This is a genomic window from Arthrobacter sp. P4_F10 (assembly GCF_056401435.1).
Genome location: NZ_JBFUJJ010000005.1, coordinates 82,969 through 105,401, shown reverse-complemented (window position 1 = coordinate 105,401; position 22,433 = coordinate 82,969). Strand labels below are relative to the sequence as shown.

The 22,433-nt window shown below is 68.5% G+C and carries 22 protein-coding genes; 5 read left to right on the top strand and 17 right to left on the bottom strand.

Annotation, left to right across the window (positions count from 1 at the left end; all coding sequences use genetic code 11):
* The first annotated feature begins 268 nt into the window (after positions 1-268).
* The gene (locus tag AC1DR1_RS07740) at positions 269-1,105 is read left to right on the top strand and encodes an HhH-GPD family protein (protein WP_476992476.1); all 837 of its coding nucleotides are present in this window, start codon (positions 269-271) and stop codon (positions 1,103-1,105) included.
* A 16-nt stretch (positions 1,106-1,121) separates the two neighbouring features.
* On the top strand, positions 1,122-1,619 hold the full coding sequence (locus AC1DR1_RS07735; protein ID WP_229994137.1) for a hypothetical protein: 498 nt from the start codon (positions 1,122-1,124) through the stop codon (positions 1,617-1,619).
* An 88-nt stretch (positions 1,620-1,707) separates the two neighbouring features.
* Here the strand turns inward: AC1DR1_RS07735 and dhaM are convergent, their stop codons facing one another.
* From dhaM to lysS, 9 genes are all read right to left on the bottom strand, one after another.
* Positions 1,708-2,379, bottom strand: coding sequence for a dihydroxyacetone kinase phosphoryl donor subunit DhaM (gene dhaM, locus AC1DR1_RS07730; RefSeq protein WP_364746897.1), 672 nt, complete (start codon positions 2,377-2,379; stop codon positions 1,708-1,710).
* The gene (gene dhaL / locus AC1DR1_RS07725) at positions 2,376-3,002 is read right to left on the bottom strand and encodes a dihydroxyacetone kinase subunit DhaL (RefSeq protein WP_229994135.1); all 627 of its coding nucleotides are present in this window, start codon (positions 3,000-3,002) and stop codon (positions 2,376-2,378) included. The genes dhaM and dhaL overlap by 4 nt, the downstream gene beginning before the upstream one ends.
* Before the next feature lie 2 nt (positions 3,003-3,004).
* A complete protein-coding gene (gene dhaK / locus AC1DR1_RS07720) occupies positions 3,005-4,006 on the bottom strand; it encodes a dihydroxyacetone kinase subunit DhaK (protein WP_229994134.1) in 1,002 nt (333 codons plus the stop codon).
* 623 nt (positions 4,007-4,629) lie between these two features.
* Positions 4,630-5,163 carry an amino-acid N-acetyltransferase gene (locus AC1DR1_RS07715; protein ID WP_229994132.1) on the bottom strand — a complete coding sequence of 178 codons (534 nt, stop codon included), beginning with the start codon at positions 5,161-5,163 and terminating at the stop codon, positions 4,630-4,632.
* Between the two features lie 61 nt (positions 5,164-5,224).
* Positions 5,225-7,348: a S9 family peptidase gene (locus tag AC1DR1_RS07710; RefSeq protein ID WP_476992419.1), complete on the bottom strand. Its 2,124-nt coding sequence runs from the start codon at positions 7,346-7,348 to the stop codon at positions 5,225-5,227.
* Positions 7,349-7,685: 337 nt separating this feature from the next.
* A complete protein-coding gene (locus AC1DR1_RS07705; RefSeq protein ID WP_229994130.1) occupies positions 7,686-10,178 on the bottom strand; it encodes an ATP-dependent Clp protease ATP-binding subunit in 2,493 nt (830 codons plus the stop codon).
* 392 nt (positions 10,179-10,570) lie between these two features.
* On the bottom strand, positions 10,571-10,897 hold the full coding sequence (locus AC1DR1_RS07700; protein WP_229994129.1) for a histone-like nucleoid-structuring protein Lsr2: 327 nt from the start codon (positions 10,895-10,897) through the stop codon (positions 10,571-10,573).
* Positions 10,898-11,032: 135 nt separating this feature from the next.
* On the bottom strand, positions 11,033-11,230 hold the full coding sequence (locus AC1DR1_RS07695; protein WP_229994128.1) for a hypothetical protein: 198 nt from the start codon (positions 11,228-11,230) through the stop codon (positions 11,033-11,035).
* A 2-nt stretch (positions 11,231-11,232) separates the two neighbouring features.
* A complete protein-coding gene (lysS, locus tag AC1DR1_RS07690; protein WP_229994127.1) occupies positions 11,233-12,765 on the bottom strand; it encodes a lysine--tRNA ligase in 1,533 nt (510 codons plus the stop codon).
* A gap of 75 nt (positions 12,766-12,840) precedes the next feature.
* On the opposite strand from lysS, the gene AC1DR1_RS07685 reads away from it, so the two are divergent.
* From AC1DR1_RS07685 to AC1DR1_RS07675, 3 genes are all read left to right on the top strand, one after another.
* On the top strand, positions 12,841-13,791 hold the full coding sequence (locus tag AC1DR1_RS07685) for an alpha/beta fold hydrolase (protein ID WP_229994126.1): 951 nt from the start codon (positions 12,841-12,843) through the stop codon (positions 13,789-13,791).
* Between the two features lie 46 nt (positions 13,792-13,837).
* The gene (locus AC1DR1_RS07680) at positions 13,838-14,464 is read left to right on the top strand and encodes a thymidine kinase (protein ID WP_229994125.1); all 627 of its coding nucleotides are present in this window, start codon (positions 13,838-13,840) and stop codon (positions 14,462-14,464) included.
* 126 nt (positions 14,465-14,590) lie between these two features.
* A complete protein-coding gene (locus AC1DR1_RS07675) occupies positions 14,591-15,424 on the top strand; it encodes an alpha/beta fold hydrolase (protein WP_229994124.1) in 834 nt (277 codons plus the stop codon).
* 4 nt (positions 15,425-15,428) lie between these two features.
* On the opposite strand, the gene AC1DR1_RS07670 is transcribed toward AC1DR1_RS07675, so the two are convergent.
* The 8 genes from AC1DR1_RS07670 to folB all read right to left on the bottom strand — a co-directional run bounded on the left by AC1DR1_RS07670 (position 15,429) and on the right by folB (position 22,424).
* Complete coding sequence (locus AC1DR1_RS07670; protein WP_476966053.1) at positions 15,429-16,931, bottom strand: DHA2 family efflux MFS transporter permease subunit; 1,503 nt, start codon at positions 16,929-16,931, stop codon at positions 15,429-15,431.
* Between the two features lie 116 nt (positions 16,932-17,047).
* The gene (gene panC / locus AC1DR1_RS07665) at positions 17,048-17,950 is read right to left on the bottom strand and encodes a pantoate--beta-alanine ligase (RefSeq protein WP_229994122.1); all 903 of its coding nucleotides are present in this window, start codon (positions 17,948-17,950) and stop codon (positions 17,048-17,050) included.
* A gap of 1 nt (position 17,951) precedes the next feature.
* Complete coding sequence (locus AC1DR1_RS07660) at positions 17,952-18,872, bottom strand: Rossmann-like and DUF2520 domain-containing protein (protein ID WP_364746891.1); 921 nt, start codon at positions 18,870-18,872, stop codon at positions 17,952-17,954.
* Positions 18,865-20,466 (bottom strand): PH domain-containing protein, encoded by a 1,602-nt coding sequence (locus AC1DR1_RS07655; RefSeq protein ID WP_229994120.1) that lies wholly within the window; start codon positions 20,464-20,466, stop codon positions 18,865-18,867. Before AC1DR1_RS07655 ends, AC1DR1_RS07660 begins: the two co-directional genes overlap by 8 nt.
* A gap of 18 nt (positions 20,467-20,484) precedes the next feature.
* A complete protein-coding gene (locus AC1DR1_RS07650; protein WP_229994119.1) occupies positions 20,485-20,997 on the bottom strand; it encodes a PH domain-containing protein in 513 nt (170 codons plus the stop codon).
* Positions 20,978-21,502 (bottom strand): DUF3180 domain-containing protein, encoded by a 525-nt coding sequence (locus AC1DR1_RS07645; protein ID WP_476966052.1) that lies wholly within the window; start codon positions 21,500-21,502, stop codon positions 20,978-20,980. The genes AC1DR1_RS07650 and AC1DR1_RS07645 overlap by 20 nt, the downstream gene beginning before the upstream one ends.
* On the bottom strand, positions 21,499-22,068 hold the full coding sequence (gene folK / locus AC1DR1_RS07640) for a 2-amino-4-hydroxy-6-hydroxymethyldihydropteridine diphosphokinase (protein ID WP_476966051.1): 570 nt from the start codon (positions 22,066-22,068) through the stop codon (positions 21,499-21,501). Before folK ends, AC1DR1_RS07645 begins: the two co-directional genes overlap by 4 nt.
* A complete protein-coding gene (gene folB / locus AC1DR1_RS07635) occupies positions 22,065-22,424 on the bottom strand; it encodes a dihydroneopterin aldolase (protein WP_476966050.1) in 360 nt (119 codons plus the stop codon). The genes folK and folB overlap by 4 nt, the downstream gene beginning before the upstream one ends.
* Between the last annotated feature and the right edge of the window lie 9 nt (positions 22,425-22,433).

Sequence of the window (22,433 nt, the reverse complement as noted above, 5' to 3'; positions counted from 1 at the left end):
GCCTAGAGAACCGTGCGGGCTATGGCGCCCGACCACGCCGCGGGACCTGCCGCCGTCCCGATCCGTTACCCCGATCTATTACGCTGAATGGATCGAAACTCTAACCCCAACACCCCCCGTATCCGCTCCGGCACAGCGGCAACCCCTGCCCGCCGGGCCGCGCGCCCGCGCCGCCGATCTCACCGCGCTTCATGCCGCCTTGGACGACTGGTTCGCAGCCAATGCAAGGGAACTGGCATGGCGGGCTGCGGAGTGCACGCCCTGGGGCGTGCTGGTCAGCGAGGTCATGCTCCAGCAGACGCCGGTGGTCCGGGTCCTGCCGGTCTGGGAGGAATGGCTGCGCCGCTGGCCGGAGCCGTCCGATCTGGCGCGCGAGCCCGCCGGGGAAGCCRTCCGGTCCTGGGGCCGGCTGGGGTATCCCCGGCGCGCCCTGCGCCTGCACGCGGCCGCCGTCGCCATCAGGGACAGCCACGACGGCGCCGTCCCCGACGCCTACACCGAGCTCCTGGATCTCCCCGGCGTGGGCAGCTACACGGCCGCGGCCGTCGCGGCGTTCGCCTACGGACGCCGCGAAACAGTGGTGGACACGAACATCCGCCGGGTCCATGCGCGGCTTCTCACCGGCTCGGCCCTGCCGGCGCAGGCCCTGACCGCTGCCGAAATGCGGCTGGCGGCGTCCCTGCTCCCGGACGACCCCGGCGCCTCGGTGCGCTGGAACGCCTCCGTCATGGAACTCGGTGCACTGGTCTGCACGGCGCGGGCCCCCAAGTGCGGCCAGTGCCCTGTCCGGGAGTCCTGCGCCTGGCTGGCTGCCGGCGAGCCGCCGCCAACGTACACGCCCAAGGGACAGGCCTGGCACGGCACGGACCGGCAGGTGCGCGGCGCCGTGATGGCCGTCCTGCGCGTAGCCGAGGACCCCGTGTCGCCGGTGCTGTTCCACGAGGCCCCTGCGGACCTGGGCTTCGAACCGCAGGGAATCGGGATCCCGCTCGCGGCCCTGCACCGGCTCAACGCGGCTCCCGAGCAGCTGGAACGGGCGCTGGCCGGCCTGCTGGGCGACGGCCTCGCGGAACTGCACCGGGGCGGCTTCCGGCTTCCGGGCTGAGGATCTACGCTGGAGCATGCGCAAGCTGGCGGCCGCGGCCGCACTGGCCCTCACCGCCGTCCTGGTAACCTCGTGCCGGCCGGAGGCCGCCTGCCCGGCGATCGCTCAGGCGCCCGTCGTGTCCCTGACCGTGGACCGGGAATACGCACCGTCGGTGCGGACCATCCACCTTTTGGCCTGCCAGGACGGCCGCTGCAAGGAAGCGGACCTGGAACTGGTTCCCGGGAGCACCACCGTGGACCAACGCTGCGAACCCGGCCGTTACGGCGGCGACGGCGTCTGTTCGGCCACGTCTTCGCCCGACGGCACCCTGACCGGCATGTTGATGATGGAGACGCTGACGGCCAGCCCCATCGGGGTGACGGCCACGGGCACGGATACCGCCGGGAACCCGCTGCCGGCACGGACCGCGGCCTTCACGCCCCGCGCGGCGCAGCCGTTTGGCGAGCAGTGCGGAACCTTCATCACGGCCGGCGTGGTGCTGGACGCGGCCGGCCTTCGGCAGGCACCCTAACCCCGGCACCCCGGAACCCCAGCCCCGGACGCTCGGCCAGCCAGACCCGCACGGCCCGCCAGGTTTGCCTGCGAAATCCAGGCCCCGCCTACGGTTCTCCGAACCCCGAACTGACCAGGCGCTCCAGGTAGCCGACCGCCTTGGCGGCGTCCGGGCCGCTGGCCTCCACATGCAGGACTGTTCCCTTGCCCGCGGCGAGCATCATGAGCTCGGTCATGGAGGCGCCATCGGCGCCGTTGACGGTCACGTCGGCGTCCATGGCGGACAGGCCGCCGGCAATCTTCGCCGCCGGCCGGGCGTGCATGCCAGCCTGGTTGACGAGCTCGAAGTCCCCCGTGGCGTCCGGCGGCTGCTGGTGTACGTGCTCGGCCTCCGCGGGGTGGGCCGGGGGCCGGTAGACGGCCTCGGCCGCGTCCTTCACCGCCGCCGCTTCGGCCCCCGCCTGGGCAGCCACCGCTGCTGCAACCAGTCCTTCCACCAGGGGTGCGTCCGCGAGCAGCACCGATCCCGGATCCGGCGCGAACTCCGCTGCGGACTCGGCCGTCATCACGGCGGATCCGAGGTCCGTGAGTACCACGACGCCGTCACCGGCGGCCTGCTCGAGCGCAGCCATGACCTTCTCCAGGCTCGTGCCGATCCGGCCGTCGTCGGTACCACCGGCGGGGAGGATCAGGACGTCGGGGGCCATCTGGGCAGCGAGCTCGGCGGCGCCGTCCGCGATCTTGGCGCTGTGCGAGACAACGACTAGCCGGACTGTCATTCGGCTGCCCCGGCGGCGGCGCGCAGGATCAGTGCGCTGGAGACCGCTCCCGGGTCACGGTGGCCGATGCTGCGCTCCCCGAGGTAGCTGGCGCGGCCCTTGCGGGCGAGCATCGGATCCGTGGACACGGCGCCGGCTTCGGCGGCCTCCGCCGCGGCAAGCAGCACCTTCCGGACGTCGCCGTCGCCAGCCGCGGCAGCGGCGGCCTCGATCGCGGGCGTCCACGCGTCCACCATGGTCTTGTCCCCGGACTCGGCCTTACCGCGGACGACGATGCCGTCGCGGGCGGCCTGCAGGGCGGCGGCCAAGGTGGCGGCGTCGACGTCGGAGGTGTTGCCCAGCGCTGTGGCGGCCCGCAGGAATGCCGTGCCGTACAGCGGACCGGCCGCCCCTCCCACCTTGGACATCAGCGTCATGGCCGTCAGTTTCAGGGCGGCGCCCGGGGTTTCCGGCGGTGTCTCGGCGAGTTTGTCCATCACGGCCTTGAAGCCGCGGTCCATGTTCTCACCGTGGTCCGAGTCCCCGATAGGCCGGTCCAGCTCGATCAGCTCCACCCGGTGATCCGCCATGGCCTGCGCCGAAAGGGTCAGCCAGCGCACGGCCCAGCCGACATCCAGCCCCACCGTCAGACGCCCCAGCGGAGGGCCGGAGTGTGGACGGGAGCGTCCCAGAGCGACGTCATTTCGTCATCGAGGCGCAGGACCGTGATGGAGCAGCCCTGCATTTCCAGGGACGTGATGTAGTTGCCCACGAGGGAGCGTGCCACGGTGACGCCCTGCTCCGCCAGTCTCTGCGCGGCCCGGCGGTACACGATGTACAGCTCGCTTGCCGGGGTGCCGCCCATGCCGTTGACGAAGAGGAGCACCTGGTCCCCGGAGCTAAGTCCGAGGTCGCTGACCACCGGGTCCAGGAGGCGGTCGGTGATGCCGTCGGCGTTTTCCATGGCAATCTTGTGCCGTCCCGGCTCGCCGTGGATGCCGATCCCGATCTCGATCTCGTTTTCCTCGAGCTCGAAGCTGGGGACTCCCGCGTGCGGAACGGTGCAGGCGGACAAAGCAACGCCCATGCTGCGCACGTTCTGGTTGACGCGGTCACCGATCGCGGCGACGGCGTCCAGGTTGTCGCCGCGTTCGGCGGCCGCCCCGGCGATCTTCTCGACCAGGACAGTACCGCCGACGCCCCGGCGGCCGGCCGTGTACAGCGAATCCTGCACGGCGACGTCGTCGTTGACCAGGACGGTGCGGACCTCGACGCCTTCTGCTTGCGCGAGTTCGGCGGCGGTTTCGAAGTTCAGGACGTCACCGGTGTAGTTCTTCACGATGTGCACGACGCCGGCGCCGGAGTTCACGGCCAGCGTGGCCGGCAGGATCTGGTCCGGGGTGGGCGAGGTGAACACGGCGCCCGGAACGGCGGCGTCGAGCATGCCCATTCCCACGTAGCCGCCGTGCAGCGGCTCATGTCCGCTGCCGCCGCCGGAGACGAGTCCGACTTTCCCCGCCACGGGCGCGTCTTTGCGCACGATGTATTTCGGGTCCGGAAAGACGGTCACGAGGTCGGCGTGTGCAAGCCCGAACCCTTCCACTGACTCGTCGACCACGGCTTTGGGATCATTGATGAGTTTCTTCATGGCGGTGCTCCCTGGATGGTGTCCTGGCTGCTTGCTTAGACCCTACTACCGGGGCACGGCCGGCGGTAGGCTCCCGATTCCCTCGGCCCGGGGGCTCCTGGCGGGGCTTCGAATCCCGGACCGGCGGGTTGTTGCGGTGCGTTCCTGCGGATGCTTCAGGCTTGTTTGTCGGCCCACGCCGGGAAATGCGGCCAGGCGTCGACGCCCAGCCATGAGAACGGCGGCGCTGCGAGCCGGCCTTTGCGGGCGCGGGACGTGGCCGGTGGCGCTGCGGCTGCAGGCGCCGGGCCAGCGGTTTGTCCCGTCACGGGAGCACCCGTGCCGGGCGAGGAGCGGTTGGTGGATTCTACCGGTGGCGCTTCCAGCGGCTGGCCGGGCAGCTGGACCGGCGGCACTGCCGGAGCGCTGGCTATTGTCCTGTGAACGGCGGAGAAATCGGGAAAAATCACGTCTTTATGCAATTTTTTGCCTCCGAAAGTATGGCGGCCCACCCCCTGGGCCGGGATCAGTTTATCCACCAAATTTATTGAAGGGAAGCCCCGGGCGGACGTCGTGTTCCAGGCGGCTGCGGGTGCCGGCCGGAATCCGCCGAAAGTTCCCCGGACGGGCACAGCCGGCGGGCGCTACAGCTCCTTGATCATCCTGGTGTTGCCGAGCGTGTTCGGCTTGACCCGGGCCAGGTCCAGGAACTCGGCCACGCCTTCGTCATGCGAGCGCAGGAGTTCGGAGTACACCACGGGATCGACCGCGCTCTGGTCAGCCATGACTTCAAAGCCGTGTTTCTTGAAGAAATCCACTTCGAACGTCAGGCAGAAGACGCGCGAGACTCCCAGCGCGCGGGCATCCCCCAGCAGACGCTCCACCAGCGCGTGGCCCACGCCCTTGCCGCGCCAGGCATCCGAAGCCGCGAGGGTGCGCACCTCGGCGAGATCCTCCCACATGACATGCAGCGCTCCGCAGCCGATCACCTCGCCGTCTTGCGATTCGGCGATCCGGAATTCCTGCAGGCTTTCGTAGTAGGCCACGGTTTCTTTGGCCATGAGGATCCGCTGGTCGGCCAGCGGCGCCACGAGCGTCTTGATGGCGCCAACGTCGCCGGTGCGGGCAGGGCGGATGCGGATCGTCTCAGTCGCGGTCTCAGTCACGGTCTCAGTCACAGCCCAATCTTACGGGTGCCCCGGGTCCGGCCGGCTCGCGGCCGGTCCCGGGGACGGAGTGTCAGAGACCCAGTTCGTCGGGGACGGGAATGTCCTTGTCCAGCAGGTTCCTGGCCAGGAAGTGCTCCACCACGCCGTACCAGACCTTGGCGTGCTGCGGCTGCAGGATCCAGTGGTTCTCGTCCGGGAAGTACAGGAAACGGTGGTCCGTTTCGCCGTTCCCGTCTGCCGCCAGTTGTGACTTGGCGAGCAGCTCGTACCAAAGCCGGAGCCCCTCACCGATCGGGACACGGTAGTCCTTGTCGCCATGGATGACCAGCATGGGAGTCCGGATGTTTTCCACGTGCAGATGCGGGGAGTTCTCCAGCGCCATCTCGGCCGTCATCTCCTTGAGCCAGTACTGCGCGGCGTCGGTGGTGGGACCGAACTGGTCGAGGGCCCAGAGGCTGGCGTGCGTGACGATTGCCTTGAAGCGGTCCGTATGCCCGGCTACCCAGTTGGCCATGTACCCGCCGAAGGAACCGCCCATGGCGGCGGTACGCGTCTCGTCGATGTCCGGGCGCTGCACGACGGCGTCGGTGATGGCCATCAGGTCGGTGAAGGGAGCCTTGCCCCATTCCCCCCAGCCGCGCTGGATGTGCTCCTGGCCGTAGCCGGTGGAGAGGGCAGGGTCCGGGAGCAGCACCGCGTAACCGCGGGCCACCAGCAGCCACGGGTTCCAGCGCCAGGTCCAGGCGTTCCAGGATCCCAGCGGGCCGCCATGGATCCACAGCAGCAGCGGGGCCGGGCTCGCGGCGGACGCGCCCTCGGGCAGGGCCAGGTACGCGGGCACACGGGCGCCGTCGGCCGCCGTCGTCTCCACGCGCTCCAGCGTCCCCGTGAAGTGCGGGCGCTCAGCGGGTGCGGGCAGGCGGACGACGCCGCCGCCGGCGAGGTCGATCCGCACAGGTTCGGCGGGGAATTCGTAGGAGCTGCGCAGGGCGTAGGCGCTGCGTCCGTCCGGCGAGACGACGACGTCGGTGTACGCGGCGGCGTCGTCCGTCAGGCGGAGCACCTGGCCAGCCTGGCCCGGGTCCCCCGCGACACCGATCCGGAATATCGGCGATGCGCCGTCCTCGTCGGCGGTGACCAGCAGGGCCGATCCGTCCGGCAGCCACGCGGCGGGGCGGGCCCAGCGGTCCCAGTCATGGGCGAGCGGCGTCAGGGCGGCCTCGCCTGTTGCCGGGCCGGCGACGTCGAGGAGGTGCAGCTTGACCTGCGGGGCCGCCAGCGGCGTGGTGTCGCTTTCACTGACCACCACCAGGCTCCGCCCGTCCGGACTGACCGGGCCCGGGAAGTAGCTCAGACCTTCCGTGTCCAGCAGAACCGTCCGGGTGCCGGTGGCGACGTCGATGGCGACCAGCACGGAACGTGAATCGGCGTTCGCGAGGGGCTTGGCGAAGCTGCTGTAAATCATCGTGCCGTCCGGGCTGACCACCGATTCGGCGTCCCTGAGCCGGGTGCCGGCGTCGGGCGTCAGGTTGCGGAGCTTCAGCGGCGGCGCGGCGTCGACGGTGGTCGGCTTACCGGCCTCCACCGGCTCGCCGGGTTCGACCGCGAACAGCCGCGGCTGCGCCGGGCCCAGGTCCGCGTCCCAGTAGCGGACGGGGTAGCCGCTGTGCAGGATGGCCGCGACCTTGTTGTCTTTGCGCGCCTTGCGGCGTTCTTCGTCATTGTCCTCGTCCGTGGAGCCGGCCAGCACCGAGGCCGCGACCACCACGGTGTCGGCGTCCTTGGCGGCGTGGACCCCGCCGATTCCGCCGGCGCGGGACAGGGCCACCCGGGCTTCGCCGCCGTCGGCCGGGAGTATCCAGAGGGCGCTGACGGGGTCAGCCTCGGGGCTCTCCGGATCGGGACGGGCCGAGGTGAAGTAGAGGTCGCCGTTGGCGGCAAACACCGCACCCGCCTCCCCCTTGGCGCTGCGCGTGATCCGGCGGGCCTTTTTGACCCCGCCCGGGTCCACTTCCCACAGCGCGGTGCAGTATTCGGTGCCCTTCGCGCCGAGTGTCGCCACAGTGGTGACCAGCCGGTCACCGTCCGGGCTCAGCGTTAAACCACTCACTTTGGGGATGGCGAGGTAGTGGTCCAGATCATGGAAGGGGGTCTCGGGTTGTTCGCTCAGGGTCTCTGAGTCCTTGGCAGCCATGCACCGATTCAACACTGTATGTGGCATCGATCACAGAAAGTTCACTGAGAGTGAAACGGTGCTTTCAGAGTACGAGCGGGCACTCCGGTCTAAGCACGTGCGATCACCGCCGGGACGCGCAGGCGCCACAGACCCGCGTATGAGGCGCTACAGGTCAGCGAATTGACGACGATGGCCGCTACGCCCGGCCCCTTAGCGGCCATCTCTGGCAAATGGCCCAGACACGTGGGGCGCTGGCAGCCCCGGTCCCCAGAACCCCCACGGAGCGCGGCCCGGGAAGAGCAAACGCGAAGGCCCCGCCGTCCTTGACAGGACAGCGGGGCCTTGGTCTTGATGCTTAGACGCTCGGAGCGATCTCCGGGATGCGCGGCTTGGCGTTGCCGGCGAAGGTGAACTTCGCGTCGTCGCCTTCGCCCTCCACATCCACCACCACGATGTCGCCGGAGTGCAGTTCGCCGAAGAGGATCTTCTCGGAGAGCTGGTCCTCGATCTCGCGCTGGATGGTGCGGCGCAGCGGCCGGGCACCCATGGCGGGGTCGTAGCCGCGGGTTGCCAGGAGCACCTTGGCCGCGGACGTGAGCTCGATGCCCATGTCCTTGTCCTTCAGKCGCTTCTCGAGSCGGCCAACGAACATGTCCACGATCTCGATGATCTCGTCCTGGGTCAGCTGCGGGAAGACCACAACATCGTCAACACGGTTCAGGAACTCGGGGCGGAAGTGCTGCTTGAGCTCCTCGGTGACCCGGGCGCGCATCCGGTTGTAGCCGGTCTGGGTGTCCGTGCCGGACTGGAAGCCCGTGGCAACACTCTTGGAGATGTCCCGGGTGCCGAGGTTCGTGGTCATGATGATCACGGTGTTCTTGAAGTCCACCACGCGGCCCTGGGAGTCGGTCAGGCGGCCGTCTTCCAGGATCTGCAGCAGCGAGTTGAAGAGATCGGCGTGCGCCTTCTCCACTTCATCGAACAGGACCACGGAGAACGGACGACGGCGGACCTTCTCGGTCAGCTGGCCGCCTTCCTCGTAGCCAACGTAGCCCGGAGGGGCACCGAAGAGCCGCGAGACCGTATGCTTCTCCGAGTACTCGGACATGTCCAGGGTGATCAGCGCGTCTTCTTCGCCGAACAGGAACTCGGCGAGGGCCTTGGCGAGCTCGGTCTTGCCGACGCCGGTGGGGCCGGCAAAGATGAACGAGCCGCCCGGACGCTTGGGGTCCTTGAGCCCTGCACGGGTGCGCCGGATCGCCTGGGACAGGGCCTTGATGGCCTCGTCCTGGCCGACCACACGCTTGTGCAGCTCATCTTCCATCTTCAGCAGGCGCGAGGACTCTTCCTCGGTCAGCTTGAAGACCGGGATGCCAGTGGAGTTCGCCAGCACCTCGGCGATCAGGTCCTCATCAACTTCGGAGATGTCGTCCATGCCGCCGGTCTTCCACTGGCGTTCCTTCTCGGCGCGCTCGGCAATGAGCTTCTGCTCCTTGTCGCGCAGCGACGCGGCGCCTTCGAAGTCCTGCGCGTCGATCGCGGATTCCTTCTCCAGCTTCATGGCGGCGATCTTCTCGTCCATGACCTTGAGCTCGGGCGGGGCGGTCATGCGGCGGATGCGCAGCCGTGCCCCGGCCTCGTCGATCAGGTCGATCGCCTTGTCCGGCAGGAACCGGTCCGAGATGTAGCGCTCGGAAAGGGCCGCCGCCGAGGCGAGGGCGCCGTCGGTGATGGTGACGCGGTGGTGTGCCTCATACCGGTCGCGGAGGCCCTTGAGGATCTCGATCGCGTGCGCAACGGAGGGTTCCTTGACCTGGATCGGCTGGAAGCGGCGCTCCAGGGCGGCGTCCTTCTCGATGTGCTTGCGGTATTCGTCCAGCGTGGTGGCACCGATGGTCTGCAGTTCGCCGCGGGCCAGCATGGGCTTCAGGATCGAGGCCGCATCGATGGCGCCTTCGGCGGCTCCGGCACCCACCAGGGTGTGGATCTCATCGATGAACAGGATGATGTCGCCGCGGGTGCGGATCTCCTTGAGGACCTTCTTCAGGCGTTCTTCAAAGTCGCCGCGGTAGCGGGAGCCGGCCACGAGGGACCCGAGGTCCAGGGTGTACAGCTGTTTGTCCTTGATGGTCTCAGGGACGTCCCCGCGGACGATCGCCTGGGCCAGGCCCTCGACGACGGCGGTCTTGCCGACGCCCGGCTCGCCGATCAGCACGGGGTTGTTCTTGGTGCGGCGGGAAAGGACCTGCATGACGCGTTCCATTTCCTGCTCGCGGCCGATCACGGGGTCCAGTTTGTTCTCGCGCGCCGCCTGGGTCAGGTTGCGGCCGAACTGGTCCAGGACCACGGAACCGGCGGGGGTGCCCTCGGCCTGGCCGGGGCCGACGCCGGCGCCGGTGGCCTCCTTGCCCTGGTAGCCCGAGAGCAGCTGGATGACCTGCTGGCGGACCCGGTTCAGGTCGGCGCCGAGCTTGACGAGCACCTGGGCGGCAACGCCCTCGCCCTCCCGGATGAGGCCGAGGAGGATGTGCTCGGTCCCGATGTAGTTGTGGCCCAGTTGCAGGGCCTCACGCAGCGAGAGCTCCAGGACCTTCTTGGCGCGAGGGGTAAAGGGGATGTGGCCGGAGGGGGCCTGCTGGCCCTGGCCGATGATCTCCTGGACCTGCTCGCGGACACCGTCGAGCGAAATGCTCAAGGATTCAAGGGCTTTGGCGGCAACACCTTCACCCTCATGGATCAGACCCAAGAGGATGTGTTCGGTACCAATGTAATTGTGGTTCAGCATGCGTGCCTCTTCTTGGGCAAGCACAACTACGCGACGGGCACGGTCCGTAAATCGCTCAAACATTTCGCCACACTCCTAGCTACGACGTACTTTGATGCTACGTGGCCGGGTTCCAGATTTGGGGCTTGTTCGCCACAGGGGAAACCGGAGGGTTTGCGCGCCCCTGCCCGGACCCCGTCCCCGGACGGGGCGGGAACCGTCCGGAAGCCTTCCCGGCGGGCGCAACCGGATGTCCCGGGCGGGACCCTCCGCCCCTTCCCGGCGGGCGCAACCGGACGTTCCGGCCCGGCCCGTCGGCGGGCCGGCGTGCGGTACGGGCGCACGGGCGCACCGCCGTCGGCATGCAAATGCCCCCGCCAGATAACGGGGGCATTGGCATTTGACTGCGACTTCATTGGGACTTGATTGCGACCTGTTACTGGGTCCTGATACGGCACCCTGACGCGCGGTCCCGGCTAGGAATTAGCCTTTTGGTACGCTTCCTGAATTTCAGCCTGGATACGTCCGCGGCTGTTTACCGCATAGCCGTTGTCCCGTGCCCACTGACGGATCTGGGCAGAGTCCTGATTCCGTCCGCTGGAAATTTTCGTACGCGTGGCGCGTCCGCTTGACGTCTTGCGTGCGTGCACCACAAAACGCTCCACCGCGGAGCGCAGTTCTGAAGCATTGCTTGACGACAGGTCTATTTCGTAGCTCACGCCGTCAAGGCCAAACCGGACAGTTTCGTCCGCGGATCCCCCATCCAGATCATCAACGAGGATGATTTTTACTTTCTGTGCCATAAAGGACTCTCTTTCCAAAGATCGAGCGTTTAGAAAAGCAGGATGTATCTGGAATAAGTATCCTCCGCGTTACAGCAGGGAGTCAAAGCGCAAAACTCTGTTCAAAGGAAAACCACAGGCGGCAATAGGGGACTATTACTTTCCCGGGTAATTAGCCCCCGAGGGCCCGGAATCCTGCTCCTTGGTTTGAGCTACCGCTCGCGTTTCCGCTTCGGCATGGGCGCGGGCTTCTGCCTGCCGCTCTGATTTGTCGGCATTGAATATGGATTTCATGGCAAACCAGAAAAGCAGGCCCACCACGATGGGGGGCAGCAATACGGCGATATAGTCCATGCTCAGTGTCCTTCAGGCTTCAACAGGGGGAAGAGGATCGTTTCGCGGATGCCGGCGCCGGTGAAGAGCATCACGAGGCGGTCGATGCCCAGGCCGATCCCGCCCATGGGCGGCGCGCCGTACTCGAGCGCACGGAGGAAGTCTTCATCCAGCTGCATAGCCTCCACGTCGCCCGCGGCGGACCGGCGGGACTGTTCGGTGAGGCGTTCGCGCTGGATCACCGGGTCGATCAGTTCGGAGAACGCCGTGCCCCGCTCCATGCCGCCGATGATGAGGTCCCAGGCCTCGATCAGGCGGCCGTCTTCGCGGTGCTGGCGGGCCAGCGGCTGGGCGGACGGCGGATAGTTGTAAACGAACGTGGGGTTGAGCAAAGTGGGCTCCACCAGTTCGCCGAAGAGTTCGACGACGAGCTTCTCGGCTTCCCAGCCGGCGTCGACCTTGACGTCGTGCTTGGCGGCCAGTTCCAGCAGTTCGGCAACCGTGGTGTCCGGGGTTACTTCCTGGCCCACGAATTCGGACAGTCCCGGGTAGACGGCCAGCCAGGTCCAGTCACCGTCGAGGTTGATCTCCCCGGCTTCGGTCTGCAGCACGCGGCCCACACCGGCGGCGTCGGCGGCGTCCAGGATGATCTCCTTGATCCGGTCCGCCATGACGAACTGGTCCGCCCACGCCTCGTAGGACTCCAAAGTGGTGAACTCGGGACTGTGCGTGGAGTCCACGCCTTCGTTGCGGAAGACCCTGCCCATGTCATAGACGCGGTCGATCCCGCCGACCACCGTGCGCTTGAGGTAGAGCTCGGTAGCGATGCGCAGCGTCATCTTCTGGTCGAAGGCGTTCATGTGCGTCTCGAAGGGACGGGCCGTGGCGCCGCCGTGAACCAGCTGCAGCATGGGGGTTTCGACCTCGACGTAGCCCTGGCGGTGCAGGGTTTCGCGGATGGAACGGGTGATCGCGGCGCGGGTGTAGACCATCTCGCGGGCTTCGTCGCGGACAATGAGGTCCACGTAGCGCTGGCGGACGCGCGTTTCTTCGTTAAGCCCGGCGTGCAGCACGGGCAGCGGGCGCAGCGCTTTCGAAGCCATGGTCCAGGAATCCGCCATGACGGACAGCTCGCCGCGGCGCGAGGAGATGACCTCGCCCTTGATGAAGACGTGGTCGCCGAGGTCCACGAGGGACTTCCACTCCGCGAGCGCCTCCTCACCGATGTTGGCCAGGCTCAGCATGACCTGCAGCCGCACAGCCTTCCCGTCCACTCCGCCCTCCTGGAGGGTGGCGAAACACAGCTTGCCCGTATTGCGGATGAAGACAATGCGGCCGGTCACGCCGACGACGTCGCCGGTGGTTTCATCGGCCTGGAGGTAGGCGTATTTCTCCCGGATTTCCGTGAGCGAGTGTGTGCGTTCGACACCCACCGGATAAGCCTCGACGCCGCGTTCAATCAGCTTGGCGCGCTTCTCCATGCGGATGCGGGTCTGCTCGCTGGCATCGTGCGGCTCGGCGGCGGTGTTCGGGGCGGGGGTGTTTTGGGAAGTCACAATCCCCAAGTTTACCGGGGATTCCACCGGGGCGGGTTCCGCCCGGCTATGGCCACGGCGGAATAGACTCAGGCTGTGGAGACGCGGAGGATCAGCACCGACGACGGCGAGGGGCACCTCGAGCTGCACTCCTTCCGTCCGGCTGCCGGCCCGGCTCCGGCGCCAGCACCCGCCCCGGGACCCGCGCCAGGTTCGACGCCCGGACGGCCGCCCGCGCCAGGCATCGTCGTCGTGCACGGCACCATGATCACCGCCGCGCTGTACCGCCCGTTCGCGCGGAAGATCAGCCGCCTGTTGGGCCGCCCCGTGCACTGCTACAACCGGCGCGGGCGCGCCGGGTCCTCCCCGCAACCGGCCGGTTACTCGGTGGCCACGGAGGTCGGTGATCTGGCGGCGGTGATGCGGGAAACGGGATCGAGCGACGTGGTGGCGCACAGCTACGGCGGCTTCGTGGCCCTGCAGGCGGCACGGACGGTGCCGATCCGCAGGATGGTGACCTATGACGCGGCCGTGTCCCTCTCCGGAAACCTCACCCACCGCTGGCGGCCCGAACTGGAGCGTTCAGTTGCTGCCGGGGAACTCGACGAGGCCTGGGCGCATCTGGTCCAGGGCATTGAGGTGGGCGGACCGGTATCCAAGCTCCCGCTGGGCGCGCTGCGGATGCTCAGCATCCTCTCCGCCCGGACCAACATGGGCGCCGAGATGCGCAAACTGCTGCCCACCGCCGTCGCGGAGATGCGGGCGGTGCTCGACGCCGACGCCGAACTGGACGACTTCGCAGCCGTGACCACCCCCACGCTGCTGCTCAGCGGCGGCTGGAGCCCGGAGTACTTTACCGAGACCGGCCGGCAACTTGCCGCCGCCGTCCCTTCCTTTGAATTTGCCGTGTTGCCAGGGCAGCTCCATGAAAGCCCGCTCCGGCCCGGGATCCGACTGCCCCGGGCAACTGCGCGTTTCCTCCTTGCCGGCGAAGGACACCTGCGGCCCCTCCCGGCGCCCAGGCGGCGGCTCAAGCTGGGCCACTGACGGGTGCGCCTTACAATCGGTGGGCGACCCTTTCGAAAGGACCCCCTTGGCCAAGCTCTACTTCCGCTACGGCGCCATGAACTCCGGCAAATCTACGGGGCTGCTGCAGGCGGCGTTCAATTATGAGGAACGCGGGCAGCACGTTCTGCTGGCCAAGCCGGACGTGGACACCAAAGGCGACTCCGACGTCGTGTCCCGCCTGGGCATGACCCGTTCGGTGGACTTCCTGATCCCCGCCGGCGCGTCGGCCCGCGAGCTCTTCACCGCCCAGGCCCACGGGGACGATCCCGACGCCCTGCTGCAGCACGTGGACACCCCGCCGGTGGCCTGCCTGCTGGTTGACGAGGCCCAGTTCCTCGAACCGGAGCAGGTGGACGATCTTTTCCGCATCGCGGTCCTGGACAACGTCCCCGTCCTTGCCTACGGCATCCGAACCGACTTCCGGACCCGCGCGTTCCCCGGTTCCCTTCGGCTCCTGGAGATTGCGCACACCCTCGAAGAGCTCAAGACCATCTGCCGCTGCGGACGGAAGGCCATCTTCAACACCCGCCGGATCGGGGACCAGGTGGTCTTCGACGGAAACCAGGTTGCGATTGACGGCCAGGACGTCTGGTACGAGTCGCTCTGCGGCGCCTGCTACCTCGAGGTCTCCGGCGGCCGCCTGGGCAACTAGCGCCAGCGCGCCGGCGCAATGCTGTACCCAATTGAACTGCGGCCTACTGAACTGCGGCTTACTGCACTGCGGCCTACTGAGTTGCGGCTTACTGCACTGGGGCGCGGCCTCGGCTAGGCTCGGAGCATGACCCGCGAGAACATCAGAACCCCCGACGGCGGAACAATCGAGCTTTTCAGCACGGGCGCCGAGCTCGCCTCGGCGGGTTCGGGCATCGTCGTCGTGCCGGCCTCGATGGTGACGGCCGCCGACTACACGCGCTTCGCGCAGAAACTCAGCGCGTCACTGGGCCGGCCGGTGCACACCTTCAACCGTCGCGGCCGCGGCTCCTCCTCCCCGCAGCCGGAGGACTACACCCTGGACGTGGACATCCACGATCTCGACGCCGTCATGAAGCACACGGCCAGCACCGACGTCTTCGGCCATAGCTTCGGCGGGGCGGTGGCCCTGCACGCGGCCCGCACCCTGCCGGTGGAACGGCTCGCCGTGTACGACCCCGCCGTGTCCGTCAACCACAGCGTGACGGCGGACTGGACGCCCGAATACGAGCGGGCGACCGCAGCTGGCGACGACGACCGGGCCCTCGCCGTCCTGCTCAGGGGCTTGGAGACCGGCAGCGCCCTGTCCCGGATGCCGCTGTCCATGCTGACGCTGGCGAACAAGCTTTCGGCGGGCACTCCGATGGGCAAGCAGCTGCGCGACCTGATGCAGACCGGTGTCCGCGAGATTAAGGCGATCATCGCCGCGGACATGCCGGCCGAACCGTTCCTGGAACTGCCGCTGGAGACGCTGATCATCGTGGGCGAGAAGAGCCCGGCATACTTCGGCGTGGCCTGTGCCCAGATCCACGACGTCCTCTCCGGTTCCAGCTATACGATCCTGCCGGGCATGGGCCACGACGGTGTCAACAAGGCGCCGGACAAACTGATCGCAGAGCTCAGCGCGTTTTACGCGGGCTGAGCCTCTAGTGGGCGGCCGGGTGCGGCGCGCCTTCGGTCTTGCGCATCATAGTGGACAGCACGACGGCGGCGACCGCTATGACGGCCGCGGTCAGGAAGGCCGCATGCATGCCGGCAACCATGCCCGAGGCTTCGGACACGAAGGCATAGATCGAGACCAGGAGCGCCGTGCCGGCCGCGCCTGCCACCTGCTGCAGCGTGCTCATGACGGCCGACCCGTGTGAATACAGGTGCGGCGGCAGCGGGTTCAGGCCGGTCGTGAAGGCGGGGGTGAACAGCAGCGCCAGGCCCAGGCTCAGTGCCACATGCAGGGCAATGATCCACCCCACCGGCGACGCGGCGTCCAGCATGGAGAACTGCCAGAGGGACAGCACCATCATGATCGACCCCGTCACTGTCAGCGGCAGGGGCCCGATCTTGTCGAAAACGCGGCCGATGAAGGGCCCCAGCAGGCCCATGGCGAGGCCGCCGGGCAGCAGCACCAGGCCGGTCTCAAGTGAGGTCAGGCCGCGGATCTCCTGCAGGTACAACGGCAGCAGAATCACGGCGCCGAACAACGCGATCATGGCCACAACCAGCAGCAGCACGGACACCGTGAACATCCGGAAAGTGAAGGCGCGCAGGTCCAGCAGGGGTCCGTCGGTTTTCTGCAGCTTCAGCTGGCGCAGGACGAACACCGCCAGGGCCACCACGCCGACGGCCAGCGACAGCACCGCCGGGGTACGGGATCCGGCCTGGCCGCCGCCGATCTGGCTCAGGCCGTAGACGAGGCCGCCGAAGGCCGGGACCGTTAGCACCACCGAAAGGGCGTCCAACCGCGTTTTTTCGGTTTTGCCGATGTTGGTCAAATACTTGGCCCCGATGGCCAGCGCGGCGAGGGCAATCGGCAGCACGAAGACGAACATGAACCGCCAGGAAAAGTGCTGGAGGATCAGGCCGGAAACCGTGGGGCCCAGGGCCGGCGCTACCGAGATGGCGATGCTGACGTTTCCCATGACGGCGCCGCGGCGTTCCAGCGGCACGAGTGTGAGGATGGTGGTCATCAGGAGCGGCAGCATGATGGCGGTGCCGCCGGCCTGGACGATGCGGGCCAGCAGCAGGACTTCGAAGCCCGGCGCGAGGGCGGCCAGCAGTGTGCCGCCGGAAAAGAGTCCCATGGCCAGCATGAAGACGGCACGGGTGCTCAGGCGCTGCAGGATGAACCCGGTGGTGGGAATGACGACAGCCATGGTGAGCATGAAGCCGGTGGAGAGCCACTGCACGGTGGGCGCATCGATGTTCAGGTCCACCATCAGCCGCTGCAGGGCCACGTTCATGATGGTTTCGTTGAGGATCACCACGAAGGTGGCCACCAGCAGCGTGACGATGATGGTGACGGACTCCCGGGACATCTTCGCCGGCGCGGTTGGCGCCGTCGTCGCTGCTGCAGACGCGGCAGGCGCTGCGAGGGCCGGGGCAGCGCCCCGTGCGGGATCGCCGGCGGCGTTGGAAGAGATGTCTGTTGACATGGGAATTCCCTCAGGGAGTTGGGTGTGGGTCCGGTGAGCGTCGGCGCTGCTGCAGATTCCAACAGTCTAGGCCCCGGGGGCATTCCCGTCGCCGGAAAACCAATGTGGGGTATGTGTCAGGAGTTCAGGGGCGCGTTGTCGATGAGGCGGACGGGACCGACCTTGGCGGCGATGATCGCCAGCCCCTCGCCGCGGAACGGGGTGTCCCTGCAGTTTTCCGCAAGGGGCTCGAGGGTGCGCGGATCCACCACTTCGAAGTAGTCCAGTTCCACGAGCGGCTGGGACCGGACCAGGTCCTGCGCGGATTCGATGTCCAGCGGCTCATGCGCGTTGGCGCGCTCCCCGATGAGCCGCAACGCGCGGGAGAGCACCAGGGCGGCCTCGCGCTGGTCCTCGGAGAGGAAGCGGTTGCGGCTGGACAGTGCCAGGCCGTCGGCCGAGCGCACGATGGGCACGGGCACGATCTCCACAGGGAAATTCAGGTCCGCCACCATGCGCTGGACGAGCGCCAGCTGCTGCGCGTCCTTCTGGCCGAAATAGGCGCGGTAGGCCGGCTGTCCGCCGCCGGGCAGGCCGGTCCCCGGGAAGCCATAGTGGAGCAGTTTCGCGACGACGGTCAGCGCGCCGTCGAAGTGGCCGGGCCGGGACGCGCCCTCCCATTTTTCCCCCAGGGGTCCCGCCGTGATCCGTACCAGGGGTGCCCCGCCGGGGTAGACCTCCTCGACGCCGGGCGCGAACGCCAGGTCCACGCCCTCGGCGTCGAGCAGCGCGAGGTCGGCATCGAGCGCCCGGGGGTAGCGTTCCAGATCCGTGGCCTCGCCAAACTGCAGCGGGTTGACGAAGATGCTGGCCACCACGACGTCGTTCTGGGCGACGGCTGTCCGGGCCAGCTGGGCATGCCCCTCATGCAGTGCGCCCATGGTCGGCACGAGCCCCTGGGACGTGCCACCTTTCTGCGCCAGCAGCCGGGCGCTTCCGGCGCGGAGCTGGGCGGCCGTGGTCACGAGTTGGATTGCCATGTCAGGGTCCTTCCGGGGCGTGCGTCCCGTTCTGGTCGGGGCCGCCGAGCGCCTGTTCGATGCCGTCGATTTGTTCCGGCTTCAGGAGTCCGCGGCTTCCTGCCCGGCGGGCTGTCGCCCGGGCCATGGCCAGGTACGCCTCAAGAATATCGCCGGCGGCCCCGCCGTCGTATTCGCGGAGGGCGCCGGCGTGCGCGGCAACCGTGCCGGTGTCGCCGCGGGCTACGGGCCCGGTCAGGGCCGATTCGCCGGAGGCGAGGGCGTTCTCGAGGGTGGCGCGCAGCAGCGGGCCCAGCATCCGGTCCGGGGCCTCGACGCCGACGTCGCGGAGCAGTTGCGAGGCCTGCGCCACGAGCGTGACCAGGTGGTTCGAGCCGTGCGCGAGGGCAGCGTGGTAGAGGACGCGGTCGGCCTCGGCGATCGCGACGGGCTCGGCGCCCATTTCGACGACGAGTGCCTGGGCGATCGGCAGCATCGCGGCGTCGGCCGTGACGCCAAAGGTGCAGTCCAGGAGCCTCGTGAGGTCCAGGCTCATGCCCGTGAACGTCATGGCCGGGTGCAGCGCGAGCGGCACGGCGCCGGCGGCACGGACCGGGTGCAGGATCCCGACGCCGAAGCGCCCGGAGGTGTGCGCCACGAGCTGGCCGGGTTGCCAGGCGCCGAGCTTGGCCAGGCCGTTCACGAGCGGGCCCAGGGCATCGTCAGGGACGGCGAGCAGGACCAGCTCGGCGCGCTCCACGATGTCCTGCACGTCCAGGATCGGGACGCCGGGCAGGAGTGTTTCGACGCGTTCCCGGCTGGCGTCCGAAACGGCGGACGCCCCGATGACAGCGTGCTCGGCTCCGCGCAGCGCCGCCCCCAGGACGGCACCGACCTTCCCGGCGCCAATGATTCCGACGCCGAGGCGTCCTGGTTTAGCCATGATGCGGGCCTTCCTGGGGGTCGTCTGCGGGTGGTGCGGCCGGCTTGGCCGCCGGCTCCATCCAGTGCTCGCTCTTCTGGCGCTTGCGCGCGGCGCGGGCACGGGACGACTGGGCATCGAGCAGGGCCCGGGCTTCGTCGAGGCCGGCCTGGATGAGCCGCGGGGCCACCGGACCTGCCGTGGTGTGCAGGACCAGGTCCGCCACGCGGAATCTGCGGGCGAGCGGGCCCTGCTGCAGGGCCATGGACTGGGTGCGCTGATGCGGCACCACCACGAGGTTCCGCCACCACCGGCCCGATCTCAGGAGCAGGGCGGTCTCCGTTGCCGTGAAGCCGTTGCGCCGCCAGCCCAGCGGTGCCAGGAACCGGGCCCGGCGCGGGCTGGTCACGAAGCCGCCGTCGGTGTCCTGCCCGCCTCCGCTGCCTGGCGTCCCGGCGGCGTCCGCGAGGCCGGTGATCCCTGCGGTGAACACGCCCAGCGGATCCGGAGTGCCTGGATCCGGGAGCACCAGGGCGAGGATTTCCAGGACGTCGGCGAGGGATCCCACCGGAAGCAGCGTGGTCCGGGCTGATCCTTCGCCGGCGCTGGCGGCCAGGCCGTAACCGGCCACATTGACCTGGATCCGGTACCAGCCGAACAGCCGCCACAGCGGCGGCTGGCTGACCTTCAGCGCCTGGATCCTGCCCGGCGGCACGGTCTGCGCCTGTGTGTCCAGCAGGCCGTAGCGCAGCCGGATGCCGTCCGGGGAAACGGCGGCGGTGAAGTTGTAGCCCTTGTTGAACGAGGACCAATAGGAGGCCACGAGTCCGATCGCGGCAGGGATCAGGAAGACCGCGAAGCTCCGGTTTTCGGTGACGGCGGAAAGCAGCACTGAGGCGATGCCGCCGGCCAGGATCACGACGCTTTGTTCGCTCAGGAGCAGCGAGCCCATCAGGCGTGGCGGCGGCACGGTCAACACCACTCGTTCCGGGGCCTCCACGGCGGCGGTCTCGGGCTGTCCCGGCTCCGGCGACGGCGACAGCGACCCGCCGGAGGTGCCTGAGGCGCCTGAGGCGCGGGCCAGGATTGTCGCGCGGAGCTGTCGGGCCTCGTCCGCGCGCAGGTACGCCAGGCGCACGGCGGATTCGCCGGCGTCGGCGACTTCGAACCTCAGTTCAGCGAGTCCGAAGATCCGTGCCAGCAGGGGCTGCACGACGTCGATTGCCTGCACCCGGTCCAGCCTGGCCTGCCGCTGCTGCTTGAAGAGGAAACCAGTGTTGACGCGCACGTAGCCGCCTGCGACCTGGTAGCGGGTGAAGTACCAGCTCAGGACGTAACCGAAGACAGTCAGCAGCAGCAGGATGCCGCCGCCGGCCAGCAGCCACGGCGCCCGTCCGGCCAACCGCTCGTCAAAGAGCGGGCCACCCTGAAGGAGACGTTCGAAACTGTCACGTCCAAAAAAGAACAACAGTGCGGCCAGCGCCACCCAGCCGCGGACAAAGGGGGACGCCGGGTGCACGCGCAGCCAGACGTCGTCGGCGGGTCCGCCGGCGTCTGCCGTTCCGGCGGCGATTCCGTCGCCGGCGGGTCCGGCGCCCTGCGGTGTCAGCGCCATCCCGTCACGCTCTTCCCGTCACAGCCCGGCCAGCCGGGCTTCGCCGCGGGCGGACAGCTGTTCGCGGAGCCTGGCCCCTTCGCTGGCGGGCAGGCCGGGAATCTCGGCGCTGGTCGCGGCTGCGGCGGTGTGCAATTTCAGGGTGCACAGGCCCAGCGGACGCTCGACCGGGCCCACCGAGATGTCCACGTACTGCATCCGCCCGTAAGGGACCACGAGGGTGCGCTGGAAGAAGATGCCCCGCCGGATCAGGAGGTCGTCCTCCCGCTCGGCGTAGCCGATCGAGCGCACCTGCCGGGGAATCAGCACGAGCCGCCACAACGCCAGAAGCAGCCAGGCGGCGGGAATGGCGATGCCCAGCCAGACCGGCGGCCAGGTCCACGCGCCGGCAAGCACCAGGACCAGGGGAAGCGACAGCAGGGACACCGCGATCAGGTTTCCCAGCGCCCACCCGGCGAGGCGCACCGTGACGTACTTCGGGGACACCCTGAGCCAGTCGATGCCCGGGGGATCAATCGCTTCGGTACGCATATTCGCCTTCCGCCGAGGGCTTGCTGCGCTTTCCCTGCACGCCGGGCCGGGATTCGGCCTCGCCGTCCTCGGGCGGAATCCGGCAGAACCGCTCGACGACGAGCCCCACGATCACCATGATCAGCCCGCCGCCGGCCATTGCCAGGGCCTGCCAGGTGAGGTCCTGGTTGCTGCGCAGGTTCCACAGCCGCAGTTGCTCCAGCACAATTCCCGCGTGCCAGCCCAGCAGGACCGTGCCGGTATAGGCGCAGGCCTGGGCGAGGACCAGGGTCCAGGCCGCCAGGATGGGGTTGAGGATTTTCTTCTTCTTGCCGTTGCGCCACCGGAGCACGCGGATGCCCAGCACCAGGGTGAGGGCCACGATCACGCCCATGGTCAGCAGCCCCGTCAGCGGCAGCACCGGGGAGGCCAGGCCGTAGCGGCCCGAGAGCATGGTGGCGAACCAGCCGGCCACGGCCAGGACCACGCAAATGGCCAGCAGGAGCAAGGGGCTGGTCAGCTTCACGGCCGCTCCGCCGCGCCGGACACGCCGGAGCGCCCTGTGGCTGCGATGTCCGCGCCAGCGGTGCTCTGGAAGCCGTCAAACGTGGCGAGGTCGCCGAAATCGGCGGCTTTCGCGGCGAGGTCGCCCACGCGTTCGCCGTTGAGCTCCGCCGCGGAATCGATCAACGACCACGGGTAGAGCACGAACGCCCGTTCCGCGGCCCGGGGGTGGGGCAGGGTGAGCTCSGGGTCGGAGCTCACCACGTCCCCGTAGGTGATGATGTCCACGTCCAGGGTCCGCGGCCCCCACCGGACCTCGCGCACACGCAAATGCTTCTGCTCCACGGCGTGGCAGTGCTCCAGCAGGGCGCGCGGCGGCAGGGACGTCTCGACGGCAATCACCATGTTCAGGAAGTCAGGCTGGTCGGGCGGGCCACCCACGGCCTTCGTCTGGACGATCGGCGAGATGGCCAGCAGGCGCACCTCCGGCGGGTCGACGAGGTCCGCGACGGCGGCAGAGAGCGTGTCGCTGCGCTCCCCCAGATTGCTGCCGAGCGCGATCACGGCGCGGGTGTAGAGCGGGCTCACGGCCGCCTCCGGTGCACGCTGACGGAAACGTCGCCGAAGTCGACTTCGATTGGGGCCTTGGGCTTGTGCACGGTGATGTCCACAGCGGCCACCGGAAATTTCTGCAGCACGTCCTCGGCAATCCGCACGGCGAGGGCCTCGATCAGGTTCAGCGGAACACCCGTGATCCAGTCCCGAATGCAATTGGCCACTTCGCCGTAATGCGCCGTGTCCAGGACGTCGTCGGAAGTCGCGGCCTTGCTGAAGTCCAGGTGCAGCACCGCGTCAACGACGAACGGCTGGCCGTCGCGGCGCTCGAAATCGAACACACCGTGATGGCCGACGGCGGTGACGCCGCTCAGCGTGATCTGGTCCATGGCGCCGGC